Raw genomic sequence first — 18,666 nt, forward strand, 5'->3', positions numbered from 1 at the left:
AGGATGCACTAAGATGGAAAAATATACGAACATCCAGAAGGCAGCCATCTTACTGCTTTCCTTAGGTCCGGATGTGACCGTCCAAGTGATGAAGCATATGGAAGAACGAGAGATTGAGAGTATTACAACGGAGATTTCCAATTTACGTAAGGTTCCACCTGAAGTTACCGAGAAAATAATGAAGGAATTTCATGATCTTCTCATTGCATCAAGGGTCGTTTCTTACGGCGGGGCTGACGTCGCAAAGGAATTATTGCTTCGGACGTTTGGTGAGGAAAAGGCAGCCAGTTTTATGAATCGGATCGATGAGGTGAAGCGCCCGGATGAAAAGCCATTTGAATTCTTAAACCAAGTGGATGCGAAAAAGATTGTTCACTTGTTGCAGGCAGAAAATGCCCAAACCATCGCGCTCGTCTTAACTTATATTGATTCTGAAAAAGCAGCATCGATTCTATCGTTAATTTCACCGGAACGGCAGTTCGAAATTTCAAAGCGGATTGCGCTAATGGGAACCACCTCACCGGAAATCATCCGGCAGGTAGAACAGGCGTTAGCTGACAAACTGTCAACGAGTGACTCAAGTGACTTGAATAGTCAAAATGGCATCGATTCGATTGTTACTATTCTCAGCAGCGTTGACCGCGGCACGGAGAAGAATATACTTGAAACCTTACAGGATCAGGACCCGGATCTTGCCAATGAAATCAAACAGCGGATGTTTGTCTTTGAGGATCTTGCCATTCTCGATAATCGCTCCGTTCAGCGGATTTTGATGGATGTCTCCAATCAAGATCTTCCGCTTGCGTTACGTGGTGCCAGTGAAGGCGTTAAAAATGCCATCTTCACGAATATTTCCAAGCGCCGCCTAGAAGGGCTGGAGGAAGAACTGGCAAGCACGGATCCGGTTCGTCAGAAAGAAATCGAAGATGCGCAGAGCCGGATTGTCAGCATCGTAAGAAAATTGGAGCATGAAGGTGTCATTATCATTTCTCGAAATCAACAGGCAGGGGAGCCGGTTGAAGAGAGTATGAAAGAGGAAGAGAACCTTGTCAGCTAAGATCGTAAAATCATTACATGTTGTGAAGAAAAGTGGACCCAAATTAATCACTTTGCCAAATAATCAACTACTAAAGGAAGAACCAATAGATGGAGCGAAGGAGCAAGATTTCTTTTTCAATCAACAGCTGGAAATGGAGCTTGCCCGGCAAAAAGCACAAATTGCTGCAGAATTAGCTGAATGGAAAAGCCAGGAACAAGAGCAATTCACCCACCAGCTGGAAGAAGAAAAAATGCGCGGCTACCAGGAGGGCTATCAAAGTGGCTTTGACGAGGGGAAAGGCCATGCTGAGCTTCAATATCGCGAGCTTCTTGAACAAGCCGGAACCATTGTCGAACATGCCTATCAAGAAAAACAAGTGGTGATTCAAGAGGCAGAACCGTTCGTGATTGAGTTGAGTTTGGAGATTGCCAGAAAAATTTTGCAACAGGAACTGCAGCAAAACCAAGAGGCACTGCTGCCGATGATCAAGCAAGTGCTTTCTTCTGTCTATGAATCAAGCTCCTTAACCATCAATGTTTCGCCCGTAGACTTTGCTTTTGTTCAAAAACAGCGGGAACAATTGTTATCCGTGGTGGACGGGAAAATTGAGATCAAGATTGTTCCTGATTATTCTGTCAAGCATGGCGGGTGCATCATCCATACTTCTTCAGGCAGTGTCGATGCCAGAATCGATGTCCAATTAAGTGAAATCAAAAAAGCGTTACTAATCTATCAGCAGGAGCTGCAGACAAGTGAGTAAGTGGAATCTTCAGTCCTATATGGATGTCCTTGAATCGGTAAATCCCATCAAAATGAATGGAAAAGTAACCCAAGTGATAGGACTGACAATCGAATCGCTGGGACCTGATGTGACATTGGGCGATATTTGTCATATTCATTCGAATCAGCAACAAAAGCCCATCAAAGCAGAGGTGGTAGGTTTTCGCAACCACAAGGTGCTGCTAATGCCACTGGGGGAAATTCATTCGATTGGCCCGGGCTGTGATGTGGTTTCGACTGGGAGACCATTAACGGCAAAGGTAGGCACTGACCTGTTAGGTAGAGTGTTAGACGGGCTTGGTAATCCGTTAGATGGCAGTCATCTTCCTGCCGGTCTATTGGAAGCAAAAGCAGATAACCTGCCGCCGAATCCATTATTAAGACCGAGAATTACGGATCCATTGAGTGTCGGTGTCCGGACGATCGACGGATTGTTAACGGTTGGAAAAGGGCAGCGGGTCGGCGTGTTTGCAGGGAGCGGTGTCGGAAAGAGTACGCTGCTGGGGATGATGGCGAGAAACACCGAGGCCGATGTGAATGTCATCGGCCTGATTGGGGAGCGCGGGCGCGAAGTTCTCGACTTCATAGACCGAGACCTAGGAGCGGAAGGCTTAAAAAAATCGGTTGTCATTGTCGCGACCTCTGATCAGCCGGCACTCATCCGGATTAAAGGAGCGATGATAGCCAACGCGATTGCCGAATTTTTCCGTGATCAGGGAATGAATGTAAATTTGATGATGGATTCCGTCACGCGGATCGCGATGGCGCAGCGGGAAATTGGTTTGGCAATCGGGGAACCGCCCGCCACGAAAGGATATACTCCGTCAGTGTTTGCTATGCTGCCGCGATTACTGGAGCGGGCGGGCACGAATGAACACGGAAGTATTACCGCCTTTTATACGGTGTTGGTTGACGGTGATGATATGAATGAACCGATCGCGGATACGGTTAGGGGAATTTTGGACGGGCATATTGTCTTAGACCGAAATCTCGGCCGGAAAGGAATTTATCCGGCGATTGATATTCTATCGAGTGTCAGCCGTGTGATGAAGGATATTGTTCCCGCTGAACATTTACAGGCAGCGGAAGTGGTCAAACAACATACAAGTGTATACCAAAAAGCGGAGGATTTGATCCAAATTGGTGCCTATAAACGAGGAACGGACAGGGAAATTGACATGGCCATCGATGCCAAGGCTTGGATTGATCAATTTCTGAAACAAAGCACAACGGAATCACCTTCTATGGCAGCAACGATTGAACAGTTACAATCAAGATTTGGAGGGAGCGGCAGATGACCTTCCAATTTGCATACGAACATATTTTAAATCTGAAAGAAAAGGAAAAAGAGCAGGCGTTTTTAGAGTATGGCCGTTTAGTGAAGCAAAAGGATCAATTGCAGGCAGATATTTATTTGCTGGAGCAGGAGCATGATCAACGCAATGAAAGATCCCAGTGCCTGACTTCCTTATTAGAAATCCAGCAGCAATCACACTATATGAATCTCTTAATCCTGAAGATTGACGGGGCAAGAGAAAAGCTGCAAAAAATGGAAGATGAGCTCCGGAACAGGAAGGAAAAATATATGCAAAAGCACAAGGATGAACGGATGTGGACTTTTTTGCGCGAAAAAGCCTATGATACCTTTTTGCAAAAAGAGAAGAAAATCGAGCAGGAACAGCTCGACGAAATCGCAACCATCCGCCACTTTCATCAGCGAATCAAAGAATCGTCACAAACTTAACAATAGAAAAGGGGCATCGCAGCGTGAAGGATGGAAGAACCGAAGCGTATGGAGCTGTCCAATCGGTGCAGTTTTCGCCTATTATCGAACAGCCGACCATTGCTCAAGAAAAAAGACAACTAACATTATTGACCGACGTGTCCGTTCAAGTATCCTTTGAACTTGGCCGGACAAAGAAAACGGTTCGAGAGATTCTTGAACTGAAAAAGGGGTCTGTCCTCAGTTTGGACAAGCTAGCCGGCCAGAATGTGGATATGCTGGTAAATAGCATGCCAATGGCCACAGGAGAATTAGTGGTAATAGAGGAGCAGCTGTCCGTAAAAGTAGCAGAGATTGTCTCAAAACAGCAGCGGGAAAAAAACTTGAAGTGAAAGGGGAAAGGTTTGTGCATCAATGGAAAAAATGGCTGGTATTGCTCACAGCGCTATTTCTCATGGTTAACATGCCTGTACAGTCGGCGTTGGCAAGTGAAAAAACGGTGTATGAACAATTCCAAAAAAATTCACAGCAAGAAAAAAACCTGACCCCTGCCAGAACGGAATCACCAGCCGCCTCAACAGGGCTATATGCCTTGCAATTTATCGGGTCGTTTCTATTAATTATCGCCCTAATCTATCTTTTATTGCGCTTTATTTCGCGAAGGACAAAAGTCCACGGCGCTGGCGGCATCTTTCATGCGATTGGCGGCCACCCGCTTGGGACGAATCGCTCCGTGCAGATCCTGATGATTGGAGATACGTTATACATACTAGGTGTAGGTGAAAGTATCAACGTCATTCGCACGATTCCTCCAGGCGAGGAGCAAACCAAACTGTTAGCGTCCGTTGCCCAGACTCCCGTTGATCTCACCAGCCAATGGAAAGGTAAGTGGAAGTGGAAATGGGACCAGGATTTCTTCAAACGAAAAACAAAGCAGGAAAAATGGAATGAATTTTTCATCAAGCAGCTAAAGGATGTCCAATCAAACCAAGCTGACAGGCAAGACCGATCATGAAAGGGGGAGATGGGCATGAAAAAAGTGTTCCTTCTGACACCTTTAGTGTTTTTTCTTTTTTCAATAAGTTCTTTAGCTGTACAGGCAGAAACGACCTTACCGGGAATTAGTTTCAGCGGGGCGGGCAATGATTCATCAATGACCGTGAAGTTGATCCTTCTGTTAACAGTTTTATCTGTCGCTCCAAGTATCCTCTTATTAATGACGTCGTTTACGAGGATCGCGATTGTCCTTTCCTTTGTCCGCAATGCCCTAGGGACGCAGCAGATGCCGCCGAACCAAGTGATAATGGGGATCAGCTTATTGCTCACTTTTTTTATTATGGGACCGACGCTGCAGCAGGTGAATGAACAGGCATTGCAGCCATTTTTTAAAGGAGAAATCAGCCAGAGTGCGGCAATGGATAAGGCAAGTTTGCCGATGAAGGAATTTATGGCGAAGCAGACGCGGGAAAGTGATTTAAAGCTGTTCTTGGATTACAGCAAGAAGAAGAATATCAACAGCATCGCGGACATCCCGTTAACCACCCTTGTCCCGGCCTTTGCCATAAGTGAGCTAAAGACAGCATTTCAAATGGGGTTTCTTATTTTTATCCCTTTTGTCATTATCGATATGATTGTCGCAAGTATTCTGATGGCGATGGGCATGATGATGGTGCCGCCATCCCTGATTTCTTTGCCGTTTAAAATCCTCCTGTTCATCCTGGTGGATGGATGGCATTTAGTGGTGGAGTCATTGTTTGTCAGCTTTAAATAAGGAAGTGTATTGCTATGACAGCTGAAGGTCTAATGGGACTTGGGCAAAATTCAATTTATCTCACCCTCATGGTGGTAGCACCGATTTTAGGAATTGCCTTAATTATCGGACTGATTGTAAGTATTATCCAGACGGTAACGCAAATTCAAGAGCAGACATTATCATTTGCCCCTAAGATTATTGCAGTCTTCTTGGGACTCTTGGTGTTTGGTCCTTGGATGCTTACCCATTTAGTAGATTTTACTAGAAATATTTTAACTAACTTACCGAGTTTCATAGGATAAGGCGATGCAATATTTTGACTATATTCCCGGATTTTTACTTGTGTTTGTTCGGCTGACAGGCTTTTTTGTTTCGGCACCATTATGGATGGAGCGGCAAGTACCGGCACCCTTTAAATGGGGAACAGCGTTATTTATTTCAATCCTCGTCGTGGTAATGATGGATTTACCAGAGGGACTTGCGCTCGATTCAAGTTATATTTTGCTAATTATGAAGGAAGTCATAATCGGGCTTTGTCTCGGCTTTTTTGCGGCGATACTCTTTTATGCTGTCCAGCTTGCCGGCAGCTTTATTGATTTGCAAAGCGGTTTTGCCATGGCGTCGATGTTTAACCCGCAGTCCGGTATTCAGGAACCGATTACTGGCCGCTTTTATTACATACTAGCAATGGTCTTTTTTTTATCTGTCAACGGTCATCATATTCTGATCCAAGGGGTTATGGCGAGTTTTCAATGGATTCCTATTGATTCGATGTTCCCGAGTGATGCATCTAGTAATCTTGTTATTCTCTCCTTGGATTCTATTAAAAATATGTTTTGGCTTGCTTTTTTAATCGCTGCACCGATAATGGGCTCGATTTTTTTAGTCGATATCGCTTTAGGGATCTTAGCTAAGACCGCACCGCAGATGAATCTTTTTGTCATTGGGATTCCGGTGAAAATGATTATGCATTATATTGTCCTCTATGTTACACTGTCGGCCTTTTTTTATGTGTTAGGGAAACTGTTTACAATCATGACTCAGTCGTTAGGAAACTTGTTGCATATATTTGGCTAATAAAGGAAATAGAGCATGTTTTTAAAATTAGATTTACAATTTTTTGCGGAAAAAACAGAAAAAGCAACGCCCCGGAAAAAGCAGGATGCCAGGAAAAAAGGCCAGGTGGCTAAGAGTACGGATTTAAACAATGCGATCGTGCTGCTTGCATCGTTTCTGATTCTGGCAATCTATGGAAAGCAGATGGCGGTTCGCTTGTATCAGCTATTTCGCTCAGGTTTATCCGATTTGCTACTGATGAACCTGACCGAAGAATCGGTTCCCATGCTGTTTGTCGGTCTGCTTAAAGAAAGTGCTTTTATTGCGGTGCCCGTCATCTTTATTGCATGGCTTGCTTCTTTGGTGTCTAATCTATCCCAGGTCGGGTTTCTGATTGCACCCGAAGCTCTTAAATGGGACCTAAAAAAACTGAACCCGATTTCGGGAGCGAAGCGGTTATTTTCAGCAAGGACGCTTGTAGAATTCGTGAAATCATTGTTAAAAGTAATCGCTGTAGCTGTTGTGGCCGGCTTGATGCTCTGGTCCGAAAAGAGTGAATTTCTTAAGCTTCCACAATTGGATCCCCTTCAAATTGTCGGTTTTATCTCTTCATTGATGATTCGCATGGGACTGGCAATTTCCGCTGTCTATTTGGGGATTGCGGCAATGGACCTTGTCTATCAACGATTTGATTTCGCCAAAAAGCTGCGGATGTCGAAGCAAGAAATTAAAGATGAATATAAAAAGACGGAAGGCGATCCGCTAATTAAGCATAAAATCAAGGAAAAACAACGGCAGATGTCAAGGGCAAGGATGATGCAGGAGATTCCAAACGCACAAGTCGTTGTTACGAACCCGACGCATTATGCCGTGGCGATTGCCTATGAACAGGGGAAAATGCAGGTTCCGATGGTTGTTGCAAAGGGGGCCGATTTTTTAGCACTAAAAATTAAGGAAGTCGCAAAGGACCATCAGGTTGTCATCATGGAAAATAAGCCATTGGCGAGAGCTCTATATGCTAGTGTCGAAATTGGCGAAGAAATTCCCGAGGATCTGTTTAAAGCGGTGGCCGAAATATTAGCTTATGTGTATCGAATCAAAGGAACATTAAGCAATCAGCGAAGGTGAAAGTAATGAAACTTAAAAATCTTGTCGTATTGGTGGCCGTGATCATGATTGTCGTCATGATGGTGATTCCGATGCCGACATTTATGCTTGATATCCTATTAATCTTAAATCTATCGATCTCCATTTTAATCCTATTAATTGCTATGAATACGAAGGAATCGCTTGATTTCTCGATCTTTCCATCGCTCTTGCTATTAACGACACTTTATCGGCTGGCATTGAATGTGTCAAGTACACGGTCGATTTTGTCAAAAGCAAAAGCAGGAAACGTGATTGAGGCCTTTGGGAACTTTGTCATTGGCGGGAATGCGGTCGTCGGTTTCATCGTCTTTTTAATTTTGGTCATAATTCAATTTCTCGTGATTACGAAGGGGGCAGAACGGGTAGCTGAAGTGGCTGCGCGCTTTACCTTGGATGCCATGCCGGGAAAGCAAATGAGCATTGATGCCGACTTAAATGCCGGGATGATCAGCGAGAAGGATGCCCGGATCCGCCGGCAAAAGATTGAACGAGAAGCCGACTTTTACGGTTCCATGGATGGGGCGAGTAAATTCGTTAAAGGGGATGCGATTGCCGGAATTATTATTCTGTTCATCAATGTGATCGGCGGTTTCATCATCGGAATGACGATGCACGGAATGGATTTCTCCCAATCGTTGAGCACGTTTACCCTGCTATCTGTTGGTGATGGTTTAGTCAGTCAGATTCCTGCCCTATTAATCTCTACGGCGACAGGAATCATGGTGACAAGAGCAGCATCTGACGGAAGTCTTGGGGATGACCTGACAAAGCAAATCTTTGCCTATCCTGTCCTTTTGTACATAGTGGCGGCAGTGATTGCCCTGCTTGGCATTGTGACCCCGATTGGTATTGTCCTTACATGGGGAATTGCCGGATTAATTGCTTTCGGCGGTTATTCGATGCAGCGGAGCCGTGTCAAATCTGAGGAAGCGAAGGAAACCCTTCAATCGGAGCAAGAGCTGGCGGAGGTACGCAAGCCGGAAAATGTCTTTAACCTCTTGCGTGAGGATCCGATTGAATTTGAGTTTGGCATCGGACTGATCAAACTAGCCGATGCCAATCAGGGCGGCGACTTATTAGACAGAGTGGTAGCGATTCGGAGGCAGATTGCCATGGAATTAGGTTTAGTCGTGCCTGTCATTCGAATCCGTGATAATATCCAGCTCCGCCCCAATGGCTATAGTATCAAAATCAAAGGGAATGAAGTAGCGAACGGTGAGATTCTGCTCGATCATTTCCTGATGTTAAATCCCGGTGCTGAAGAACATGGGATTGAAGGCATCGAAACTACGGAGCCTACATTTGGTCTGCCGGCCTTATGGGTGAATGAAGAAATGAAGGACCATGCCGAGCTTTTTGGCTATACAGTCGTTGACCCCTCCTCCGTCATCAGCACACATTTATCCGAAACGATTAAATCTTATGCCCATGAAATATTAGGACGGGAAGAAACGAAACAATTAATTGATCATGTGAAAGAAGGCTATCCATCATTAGTGGAGGAGCTTGTCGGTCAGACATTGTCGGTCGGTGAGATCCAGAAGGTGCTGCAAAAGCTGTTAAAGGAGCAAGTGTCCATCCGGAATCTATCAACGATTTTCGAGGCATTAGCCGATAATGCCGTCTATACGAAAAATCCGGATATTTTAACGGAATATGTCCGCCAAGGCTTGTCACGGCAATTAACCACACAGCATACCCAAAACGGCGTCATTCATGCGCTTCGTGTCGGCGCCGGAATTGAGAAGAAATTAGCCGAGTCGATTCAGCGCACGGAGCATGGGGATATTTTAGCGATCGATCCTGAATCAAGCCAGCAAATGCTTCATTCCTTTACAGAGTCGATTCAGCAATCATCCCAAATGGGAATCCGCCCGGTCATCCTGACATCTGCAGGGATTCGAATGTATGTGAGACAGGTGACAGAAAGGGCTTTTGCCGATATACCCATCCTTTCCTATAATGAGCTGGAACCAAGTGTGGAAGTTCAAAGTGTTGGAGTGGTGAATGTATGATTATTAAAACATATGTGGTTGATCATTTATCCGATGCTTACCCGCTGATTTTTCAAGATTTGGGGAAAAATGCGATTATTTTAAAAACAAAACCGGTGAAGGCATCAGGGCTTTTCTGGTTTCTGCGTCGCCGGAAGGTTGAGGTGGTTGCTGCAAGTGATCTTGCGGCGGAAAGCAAAGAAGCAGCAGAGGTTGTTCCTGATGAACAAGAGCTAGTGACAGTGGATCCGCACGAAGAGGTGTTAAAGGAATTGTCCGAAGTAAAAGGGTTAATTCGCAAGTTTGTGAATGTTGCTCCGGCATCTACAAGTATTCCTGAGCCGCTTGAAAAATGGGTCGTGAGGCTGCGGGACCAGGAAGTTGATGAGGAAGTTATCCACTATATTATCAAAAGAATAACGCTGAAATTTGCGAGTTTTGAGGATCTTCCTAGTGAAACCATTGAACAAACCTTATTGGCCATCATCGAGCAGCTTTTAGAAGAAGGAATCACTAAAGAGGCCAGCTCAAGCCCCTTCTTGATTACATTAATAGGCCCGACTGGAGTCGGTAAGACGACAACGATTGCCAAGCTGGCAGCAGCAAGGGTATTGCAAGGACGGCAGCGAGTTGGTTTGTTAACCACTGATACATACCGAATTGCCGCCGTTGAACAGTTAAAAACCTATGGAAACATCTTAAATGTCCCTGTTGAGGTTGTGACCAACCCGGAAGGGCTCCCGCATGCGATTGACAGCTTAAAGGGCTGCCAAATCATGCTGATGGACAGTTCGGGAAGAAATTACCTTGAAGATGAATATATCGATGAGATTAATCAATATCTTCATTTTGATGCACCGCAGGAAAATTATTTAGTCCTGAGTATGACGACTCGCTGGCGAGATATGAAGGTAGTCATTGAGAAGATGAAGTCCGTTCCGATTGATAAACTTATTTTAACAAAATGGGATGAAACGACCTGTTTCGGTGCCGCCCTAAATATCTTATACCACTATCCATATCCATTATCTTATATAAGTATCGGCCAGGCAGTGCCGCAGGACATCATGGCGGCAAAGGCAAATGAGATGGCAAAAAAGATATTGGGGGTTGATAAGCATGCAGCAAGACCAAGCCTATAGCTTGAGGCAGTTATCGAAAACCTTGTCAGAACCTGTAAGGCACTCTCGTGTTGTAACGGTTGCAAGCGGGAAGGGCGGAGTAGGAAAATCCAATTTCGCGTTAAATTTTGCCCTTAGTTTAATGGAATTAGGACAAAAAGTCGTTTTAGTTGATCTTGACCTCGGGATGGCGAATATTGATATTTTAATGGGGATGACCCCGAAAGCTCATTTGCTTTCCATGATTAAACAAAAGCAAAGTGTCTGGGATGTATTAGAAAAAGGACCGAATGGCTTAGAATATATTGCCGGCGGGTCAGGATTTACCAAGCTATTGCAGCTCCAGGAAGAGGAGAGAAGCTACTTTTTTGCTGAGTTGGAAAAACTGCATGGGTATGCGGACACCATCATTATTGATACCGGAGCAGGTCTGACACTCGAATCACAGCAATGCCATCTTTCCGCGGATGAGGTAATGTTACTTACAACCTGTGAACCGACTGCCATCGCCGATGCCTATTCCGTTGTCAAAATATTGCATGGTCGGCAGCCATCCATCTCCATTCAACTTGTGATTAATCGTGTGGTCAATCCAAAGGAGGGAATGGAAGTGGCAAGTAAATTCAAAGCAGCGGTCCATTCCTTTTTACAGATGGACATCAAAATATTCGGTGCGATACCCGAAGATCCCCATGTGCTCCAGTCCGTTTTAAAACAGGTTCCGTTTTGTTTGGCTGCACCCCGTTCTCAAGCATCCCAAACACTCAGAAGACTTGCTGAACGGTTTGTTACCGGAAGCACGTCAGAGGATGGACACGGCGGTATCAAAGGCTTTGTCCGTAAATTGTCAAGGATGCTAAATTTTTAATCAATGGAGGAACTAAAGATGGAAGAGATACTTGAACCTTATATTCCATTGGTTAAAATGGTTGTAACAAAGATGAAGAAGCAATTATCGGACCAGGCGGATGAAGGTGAACTGTTCTCTTCCGGGATGGTGGGCCTGTGGGATGCATCCCGGAAATTTGACCCCTCTCAAGGAGTAAAGTTTGAAACCTATGCCGTTCAACGGATTCGCGGCGCAATCATTGACGGGCTGCGGCAAACCGATCACGCATCACGTTCGATTCGAAAAAAAGAAAAATTATTTCGCGATGGATGGGAAACATTAGAACAAACCCTATTAAGGAAGCCAACAGCCCAGGAAATGAGTGCACATCTCGGTATTTCTGTGAAGGAATATGAAGAAACACTTCTTCTTTTGGCTTCTATTAAACAAGAATCCCTTAATGTTCCGAATAATGAAGGCGAAAAAGAGGCTCCGGTCTATCTTCAAATTGAGGACCATTATTTTCAAAAACAAGAGGAATGGCTGGTGACAAAGGAACGAAGGCAACAATTAGCGGCACTAATTGATGCACTGCCGGAAAGAGAAAAACTTGTCTTGTCCTTAGTCTATTACGAAAACTTAAGTTTAACAGATGTCAGTAAAGTATTGGATGTCCATAAATCCCGAATTTCACAGCTCCATTCACAGGCAATCAAACGATTGCGCACGTTTGCTGTAACCCATGGGTTTACGATTTGATGCTTCACTAGATATTTTTTTTTGAAACCTCTAACGTAATCATATATAATTTTCGTTAGGGTCATTCTCATGGCTATTGGGTTGTCCTACATAATTTTATACGGATTGGGAGTAGTAAGATGGAAAAAGTATTGATTTTTGGTCATAAAAATCCGGACACAGATACGATTTGTTCTGCGATTGCTTATGCAGATTTAAAAAAACAATTAGGAATGGACGTCGAGCCGGTTCGTCTTGGCCAAATTAATGGTGAAACACAATTTGCGCTAACAAAATTTAACGCAGATGTTCCTCGTTTGGTTGAAGCGGTTGCTGCTGAAGTCAGCTCCGTTATCTTAGTCGATCACAATGAACGCCAGCAAAGTGCCAATGATATCGCAGATGTTCGTGTGCTTGAAGTCATCGACCATCATCGGATCGCGAATTTTGAGACAAGCGACCCATTATATTACCGCTGCGAGCCTGTTGGCTGTACCGCAACGATCTTAAATAAAATGTATAAAGAAAATGGTAAAGAGATTAAACCTGAAATTGCTGGCCTGATGTTATCCGCGATTATTTCTGACTCTTTATTGTTTAAATCACCTACCTGCACACCAGAAGATGTGGCGGCTGCACGTGAATTGGCAGAAATCGCTGGAGTCGATGCGGACAGCTATGGCTTGGACATGTTAAAAGCAGGCGCTGATGTTCGCGATAAATCCGTGTCAGAGCTATTAAGCCTCGATGCAAAGGGATTTGAGATGGGCGCAAGCAAAGTAGAAATTGCCCAGGTGAATGTGGTGGACACTGCGGATGTTCTTGAGCGCCAAGCGGAATTGGAAGCGGCCATATCGGCAATCATCGAAGAAAAGAATTTGGATTTATTCCTATTTGTGGTAACGGATATCTTAACAAATGATTCAGTTGGTTTAGCTTTAGGCAGTAAAGCTGAAGCAGTCGAAAAGGCTTATAACGTCAACCTCGTAAATCATACCGCAACATTAAAGGGTGTTGTATCCCGTAAGAAGCAAATCGTCCCTGTATTAACAGATATTTTTACTAAATAATTGAAGAAAACCGTTCATGCTGTTTTGCGGCATGAACGGTTTTTTTTCCTCACCTTTTATTCAGGCTGTTTTTGAGGTTCTTCCTTCTTATGATTCATCAGGAAAAAGGTTAATGGCTGATCGGAGCCTGTCATCAATTTATAGACATATGAAGAAGTTACTTTGTAGCCATCCTCAATTCTCTCCGCTAAATAATTCGTTCGTTCAAAAAGAATCGAGCGAATATGGTTCACCTGCCGAGCCAGTTTATCTAATAAGGCTTCCTGATTATCCAATCGCTTAAGTACACCGCTTTGAAAGTCGTCTTGTTTCTCCAATTTCTCGGCAGCGATTTTTTGCAATTCCAGTTGTTCATTCATTTGCAGCGAAAGCTGCTGATTAACCTCTTCATTCTTTGTTAACCGGTTGCTTAAGGTCCTGCAATTGTGAGTCAATCTGGTTCCATTGATTTATTTTTGATTCCTCTTGCTGGGAATAACGCAAACCTAATTCAGCCAGTGCTTCTGTAAGGGCAGCATTGGCTTTTTGCTGTTCATTTATCAGCTCTGATAAGGAATCTTGCCGAGATAACTGCTGATTTGGTTCCTTGGGACTCTGATTATTTTTATATACTTCCGGATAATTCTTTTTATTTATATATAATCCCATACCACTCTCCGCCTTTAATTTTTTTTGATGTGTTATTGTATGCTTTACGGTACGGACATGAATGGGCTAGTCCAGTAAGATTGCTCATTATTTAAAAAACAAGGCGGAGTTAGGAAGGAAAAGCGGGAAAATATAGTCGTATTTTAGCCGCGGTATTATTTAGTTTTTATACTGCTAAAAATTTATGATTAAATACCTTAACAGCAGCCTCTGCTACTTGAATATCATGTGGAACGGTACTACCGCTAACCCCAACTGCTCCAATAACTTTTCCATCATGGACAAGTGGGATTCCGCCGCCGAATACAACAAGCCGGCCATTGTTGGTTGTATTTAAACCATAAAGTTCAGCTGCAGGAACGGTGGCATCAGCTAAATTGGCTGAAGGCATTTTTAAAGCTACTGATGTCCATGCCTTATTTTGAGCAATGTCAATGCTGGCTAACCAAGCATCATCCATCCGGTGGACTGCAACCAAATTTCCACCCTCATCCACTACTGAAATAACCATAGAAACCCCAATGCTTTTTGCTTCTTTTTCAGCACCTGCAATTAATTCTTTCGCTAAGTCTAATGTCATTTTGGTCATTTTATAATTACCTCCCTAATTTGGTTTTCTTATATTTGCATAAAAATTAATTTTTTAACATTCCATGTGGGTCAATGACGAATTTCTTGGAAGCCCCCTGATCAAATTCAGCATAAGCACCGGGTGCTTGATTTAAAGAAATCAAAGTAGCATTCACAGCTTTGGCAATTTGTGCTTTTCCGCTTAGGATGGCCATCATTAAGTCGCGGTGATATTTCATAACCGGCGTTTGACCTGTCACAAAAGTATGTGCTTTTGCCCAGCCAAGTCCTAAGCGAACCTTTAAGGTTCCAATTTTTGCATCTGCATCGATGGCGCCAGGATCGCCGGTCACATAAAGTCCTGGAATCCCAAGGCGTCCGCTGGCACGGGTAACTTCCATTATCGAGTTCAATACAGTTGCCGGGGCTTCGCCCGCACCAGCGCCATGTCCATGGGCTTCAAAGCCGACACAGTCAATAGCACAATCAACTTCTGGAACCCCTAAAATTTGTTCAATCTGTTCGCCAAGATTTGGGTATTCTTTAAGATTAACAGTTTCACAACCGAAGCTCCTCGCCTGAGCCAGCCGCTCACTATTCAAGTCACCGACGATGACCACTGATGCCCCTAAAAGTTGAGCAGAATGAGCCGCTGCTAAGCCAACAGGTCCAGCTCCAGCAACATATACTGTGGAACCAGGCTTTACACCAGCACTTACCGCTCCGTGGTAACCTGTTGGAAAAATATCGGAAAGCATCGTTAAATCAAGAATCTTTTCTAGTGCTTGATCCTTAACAGGGAATTTTAGCAGCTGGAAGTCTGCATAAGGGACCATAACATATTCGGATTGGCCGCCAACCCAGCCGCCCATGTCGACATAACCGTAAGCTGAGCCCGGACGGTCCGGATTCACGTTCTCGCAAATGTGAGTATTTTGCTCTTTACAGCTGCGGCAGCGACCGCAGGCAATGTTAAATGGGACCGAAACAAGGTCGCCTTTTTTAATAAATTCCACGTCACGCCCAACTTCAATGACTTCACCTGTGATTTCATGACCGAGAACTAGTCCTGACGGAGCAGTCGTCCGCCCGCGCACCATATGCTGGTCACTGCCGCAAATATTGGTGGTTACGACTTTTAGAATCACTCCATGGTCACATTTACGACCAACGTTTAAAGGATTTACTCCGGGTCCGTCTCTTAAAACTAAGTCAGGATAGCTAATATCTTCAACAGCTACACGTCCTGGGCCTTTGTACACTACCGCTCTGTTTCCTGCCATTTTGCGTTCCTCCATTCATTTGCTTTTATATTTAGGATATGGATTGCCAACAACAGATAGAGTTCTTAGGTGAACATTTAAGTTTGAATATTATCTATCTTAATTTAATTCTAAAAAATAATTCTTTTTTATGGAAGAACGCACTTTTTTGTGAGATGGTTACTTATAGGATACTTTTAGGATACATAGGGAAGGGGGACAATGAATGGATGATTTACGATCGGAAGTAAAAAAGAAAATCGAAAATGGTGAATTTAATTGTGAAAAAGAATTTACTCTTTCCCTAATAAGCGGCAAATGGAAAATAACCATTATTTACTATTTAGGGACGGATGGCACTTTACGATTCACTGAAATTAAGCGATTATTTCCAAAAATTACACATAAAGTTCTTACAACCCAGATTCGAGAGTTAGAGGAAGACGGGATTGTCCATCGAAAAGTTTACCCTGAAGTTCCACCAAGAGTAGAATATTCACTAACAGAATTGGGTCAAAGCCTCATGCCTCTCGTCTTTATGATGTACGATTGGGGAAAGCAGCATATTAAATACTTTGCGAAGCGCGAGTAATGTATTTGGTGTTTCATAATATAGCAGGTTAATAGCCAGGCCCATTAAACTTGGGTTCCTGGCTTTTTATCGTTGAAACAGTAAAAATACTGCAAACATAGGATTGTCAGAATTGTGACAAAAATCGCTTTCCTTGTGTGAATTTTTTGTAAACGATAGGTGAACTCACCCTAAAAATTTCCTTGGTCGCTTACTATTAAGCTATAGATTTTCACCTTAAACCTGATTCATAAGGGAGTTGACGGGCTTGGAATTAACAAGGAGATCTTTATTGAAAGCAACGGCTGTTTCTATGACGCTGGCAGCAGCGGGATGCAGTAAAAAGGACAAAAGTTCAGTACTAAACAGTGCACAAGCAGCAAGTATTGAACCAGATGAATGGAAGACCACTGTGTGCCGTTTCTGCGGTACAGGGTGCGGTATTTTAGTCGGTGTGAAGGACCGAAAGATTATTGCCACTAAAGGGGATCCGGAAAACCGTTCAAACAAAGGGCTAAACTGTATTAAAGGATACTATGTCGGAAAAATCTTGTTTGGCAAAGACCGGTTAACAAAGCCACTGATTCGTGAAGATAAATCCAAAAAAGGCACAATGGAAGGATTCAGGGAAGCCTCGTGGGAAGAGGCATTAGACTTAGTCGCGAAAAACATGAAAGAGGCCTACGATGCTGATCCGAAATCCGTAGCTTTTTATGGGTCGGGACAACAAACGATTATGGAAGGGTATGCATCCGTAAAGCTATGGAAAGCAGGTCTGTTGAGCAATAATATTGACCCGAACGCCCGCCATTGTATGGCTAGTGCTGTAGCCGGCTTTATGACAACCTTCCAATCCGATGAACCGATGGGCTCCTATCGCGATTTAGATGAAACAGATGTGTATGTCACATGGGGAGCCAATATGGCGGAAATGCACCCGGTTCTTTACTCGCGCCTGACAGCTCGCAAACTGAAAAACAGCGCTGTCAAGCACTATGACATAACGACAAGACAGTCACGGACCTCGGAGCTTGCTGATGTCGTCATGATATTCAGGCCGCAAACTGATTTAGCCATTGCCAATGCCATTGCCAATTACCTGATCCAAAACGATTTATATGATCAAACATTTGTCAATGAACATACACAGTTCAAAGCAGGTACAGAAAACCTCGGTCATACCTTTGATGATAATTACGAAGCCACAGATGTGGGAAAAGCAGCTGATCAGGATTGGGTTATTCCCTTTGAAGAGTTTAAGACAAGGGTATCGGAATATACGTTGGAAAAAGCAGCGGAGATGTCTGGTGTGCCTGCGAAAGATATTGAAACGCTTGCAAAGGAATTTGCTGATCCTAAGAAAAAAATTATGTCCCTTTGGACAATGGGTGTCAATCAGCATACTCGCGGTACCTGGATGAACAATCTCATATATAACATTCATTTGCTCACAGGGAAAATTTCTAAGCCGGGCAGCGGTCCATTTTCGTTAACGGGTCAGCCAAGTGCCTGTGGAACGGCACGTGAAGTAGGGGTGTTCTCCCATCGATTGCCGTCAGACTTAGTTGTAAAAAATCCGGAACACCGCCGTTACACCGAAATGATTTGGAACCTGCCGCAAGGATATTTGGATCCTATTGAAAACCCGGGCATGCACACGATGAAAATGTTCCGTGAGTTAGGAAACGGCAAGATTAAATTTTTATGGAGTATGTCTAATAACTGGGGGCAGACAAATCCGAAGTTAAACAGATATCGCGGAAAAGATGCGAATGGGAAAGGTGTCATTGATGGATTTATCGTTGTTTCCGATGTGTATCCAAACCGCTCGACGGAAATGGCAGATGTGGTGTTCCCGGCAGCCATGTGGGTTGAGCGTGAAGGTCAATTCGGGAATGCTGAACGACGGACGTCGATTTTTGAAAAATGTGTGGATCCGCCGGGTGAAGGCCAAATGGGATTTATGGGCGATTGTTCAGGTAGCAAAGCGAGTGCTGGATCGGAAAACTGATTGGCGACAAGCCGGCATTTGATGTTTTGTTTGGTATGGTATGGGATAAAAAGAAAAATGATCTTCTTAAGGACCAGCATGAAGTGAATCGCCTTTTGTGGGAGGAATACCGCTTATTCACGAATCCACATGAGCATCCAAATAAAGCAGCCCAGGAACTCGGGGCCAAACTGAAAATGAAAGCGAAACAAATGGCTCCATATGAGGAATATTTGAAACAGCACGGGATTTGCTCGGCCGGTCCGAAACGTGGATGGCAAATGGCTCGACGAACTCACGCGCTATTCCGTATGGGAAGCAGGAGGACGGCTTCGATCAATACGGGGTGGAGGAGTTTGGCCATAAAGGGAAT

Annotated in this window: 22 protein-coding genes; 18 read left to right on the forward strand and 4 right to left on the reverse strand. The window is 44.0% G+C overall.

Features of this window, described 5'->3' with window-relative positions; all coding sequences use genetic code 11:
* Positions 1–13 precede the first annotated feature (13 nt).
* The 15 genes from fliG to ACO1D1_RS14010 all read left to right on the forward strand — a co-directional run bounded on the left by fliG (position 14) and on the right by ACO1D1_RS14010 (position 13,252).
* Positions 14–1,057: a flagellar motor switch protein FliG gene (fliG, locus tag ACO1D1_RS13940; protein ID WP_423336247.1), complete on the forward strand. Its 1,044-nt coding sequence runs from the start codon at positions 14–16 to the stop codon at positions 1,055–1,057.
* Positions 1,047–1,799, forward strand: a complete 753-nt coding sequence (locus ACO1D1_RS13945; RefSeq protein WP_423336248.1) for a FliH/SctL family protein — start codon at positions 1,047–1,049, stop codon at positions 1,797–1,799. The genes fliG and ACO1D1_RS13945 overlap by 11 nt, the downstream gene beginning before the upstream one ends.
* Positions 1,792–3,117 carry a flagellar protein export ATPase FliI gene (gene fliI / locus ACO1D1_RS13950; RefSeq protein WP_423336249.1) on the forward strand — a complete coding sequence of 442 codons (1,326 nt, stop codon included), beginning with the start codon at positions 1,792–1,794 and terminating at the stop codon, positions 3,115–3,117. The genes ACO1D1_RS13945 and fliI overlap by 8 nt, the downstream gene beginning before the upstream one ends.
* A complete protein-coding gene (gene fliJ / locus ACO1D1_RS13955; RefSeq protein ID WP_423336250.1) occupies positions 3,114–3,563 on the forward strand; it encodes a flagellar export protein FliJ in 450 nt (149 codons plus the stop codon). Before fliI ends, fliJ begins: the two co-directional genes overlap by 4 nt.
* Before the next feature lie 23 nt (positions 3,564–3,586).
* A complete protein-coding gene (locus ACO1D1_RS13960; RefSeq protein ID WP_423336251.1) occupies positions 3,587–3,934 on the forward strand; it encodes a FliM/FliN family flagellar motor switch protein in 348 nt (115 codons plus the stop codon).
* 14 nt (positions 3,935–3,948) lie between these two features.
* Complete coding sequence (locus tag ACO1D1_RS13965; RefSeq protein ID WP_423336252.1) at positions 3,949–4,557, forward strand: flagellar biosynthetic protein FliO; 609 nt, start codon at positions 3,949–3,951, stop codon at positions 4,555–4,557.
* A gap of 15 nt (positions 4,558–4,572) precedes the next feature.
* Positions 4,573–5,313, forward strand: coding sequence for a flagellar type III secretion system pore protein FliP (gene fliP / locus ACO1D1_RS13970; RefSeq protein WP_423336253.1), 741 nt, complete (start codon positions 4,573–4,575; stop codon positions 5,311–5,313).
* Between the two features lie 14 nt (positions 5,314–5,327).
* Positions 5,328–5,597 carry a flagellar biosynthesis protein FliQ gene (gene fliQ / locus ACO1D1_RS13975; protein ID WP_423336254.1) on the forward strand — a complete coding sequence of 90 codons (270 nt, stop codon included), beginning with the start codon at positions 5,328–5,330 and terminating at the stop codon, positions 5,595–5,597.
* Between the two features lie 4 nt (positions 5,598–5,601).
* A complete protein-coding gene (fliR, locus tag ACO1D1_RS13980) occupies positions 5,602–6,372 on the forward strand; it encodes a flagellar biosynthetic protein FliR (RefSeq protein ID WP_423336255.1) in 771 nt (256 codons plus the stop codon).
* Between the two features lie 15 nt (positions 6,373–6,387).
* Positions 6,388–7,479: a flagellar biosynthesis protein FlhB gene (gene flhB, locus ACO1D1_RS13985; protein ID WP_423336256.1), complete on the forward strand. Its 1,092-nt coding sequence runs from the start codon at positions 6,388–6,390 to the stop codon at positions 7,477–7,479.
* A gap of 5 nt (positions 7,480–7,484) precedes the next feature.
* Positions 7,485–9,515 (forward strand): flagellar biosynthesis protein FlhA, encoded by a 2,031-nt coding sequence (gene flhA / locus ACO1D1_RS13990; RefSeq protein WP_423336257.1) that lies wholly within the window; start codon positions 7,485–7,487, stop codon positions 9,513–9,515.
* Entirely contained in the window at positions 9,512–10,636 is a 1,125-nt protein-coding gene (gene flhF / locus ACO1D1_RS13995; RefSeq protein ID WP_423336258.1) for a flagellar biosynthesis protein FlhF, read from the forward strand. Before flhA ends, flhF begins: the two co-directional genes overlap by 4 nt.
* Positions 10,614–11,483, forward strand: a complete 870-nt coding sequence (locus ACO1D1_RS14000) for a MinD/ParA family protein (protein ID WP_423336259.1) — start codon at positions 10,614–10,616, stop codon at positions 11,481–11,483. The genes flhF and ACO1D1_RS14000 overlap by 23 nt, the downstream gene beginning before the upstream one ends.
* Before the next feature lie 18 nt (positions 11,484–11,501).
* Positions 11,502–12,203, forward strand: a complete 702-nt coding sequence (locus tag ACO1D1_RS14005) for a sigma-70 family RNA polymerase sigma factor (protein ID WP_423336260.1) — start codon at positions 11,502–11,504, stop codon at positions 12,201–12,203.
* Positions 12,204–12,322: 119 nt separating this feature from the next.
* The gene (locus ACO1D1_RS14010) at positions 12,323–13,252 is read left to right on the forward strand and encodes a manganese-dependent inorganic pyrophosphatase (protein ID WP_149869940.1); all 930 of its coding nucleotides are present in this window, start codon (positions 12,323–12,325) and stop codon (positions 13,250–13,252) included.
* A gap of 56 nt (positions 13,253–13,308) precedes the next feature.
* Here ACO1D1_RS14010 and ACO1D1_RS14015 read toward each other — a convergent pair whose 3' ends face one another.
* The 4 genes from ACO1D1_RS14015 to fdhA form a co-directional block, all read right to left on the reverse strand.
* Positions 13,309–13,611: a hypothetical protein gene (locus tag ACO1D1_RS14015; RefSeq protein ID WP_423336261.1), complete on the reverse strand. Its 303-nt coding sequence runs from the start codon at positions 13,609–13,611 to the stop codon at positions 13,309–13,311.
* A 28-nt stretch (positions 13,612–13,639) separates the two neighbouring features.
* A complete protein-coding gene (locus ACO1D1_RS14020) occupies positions 13,640–13,900 on the reverse strand; it encodes a hypothetical protein (protein WP_423336262.1) in 261 nt (86 codons plus the stop codon).
* A gap of 166 nt (positions 13,901–14,066) precedes the next feature.
* A complete protein-coding gene (locus ACO1D1_RS14025; RefSeq protein WP_423336263.1) occupies positions 14,067–14,489 on the reverse strand; it encodes a GlcG/HbpS family heme-binding protein in 423 nt (140 codons plus the stop codon).
* A gap of 46 nt (positions 14,490–14,535) precedes the next feature.
* Positions 14,536–15,753 (reverse strand): formaldehyde dehydrogenase, glutathione-independent, encoded by a 1,218-nt coding sequence (gene fdhA, locus ACO1D1_RS14030; protein WP_423336264.1) that lies wholly within the window; start codon positions 15,751–15,753, stop codon positions 14,536–14,538.
* Positions 15,754–15,958: 205 nt separating this feature from the next.
* Here fdhA and ACO1D1_RS14035 point away from each other — a divergent pair, with 205 nt between their 5' ends.
* From ACO1D1_RS14035 to ACO1D1_RS14045, 3 genes are all read left to right on the forward strand, one after another.
* Positions 15,959–16,324 (forward strand): winged helix-turn-helix transcriptional regulator, encoded by a 366-nt coding sequence (locus ACO1D1_RS14035; protein ID WP_149869944.1) that lies wholly within the window; start codon positions 15,959–15,961, stop codon positions 16,322–16,324.
* 271 nt (positions 16,325–16,595) lie between these two features.
* On the forward strand, positions 16,596–18,314 hold the full coding sequence (locus ACO1D1_RS14040; RefSeq protein ID WP_423336265.1) for a molybdopterin-dependent oxidoreductase: 1,719 nt from the start codon (positions 16,596–16,598) through the stop codon (positions 18,312–18,314).
* A 35-nt stretch (positions 18,315–18,349) separates the two neighbouring features.
* The coding region (locus ACO1D1_RS14045; protein ID WP_423336266.1) for a hypothetical protein at positions 18,350–18,666 on the forward strand (317 nt) is incomplete at its 3' end.

The organism is Neobacillus sp. 19, assembly GCF_049463095.1.
GTDB lineage: Bacteria > Bacillota > Bacilli > Bacillales > Cytobacillaceae > Neobacillus.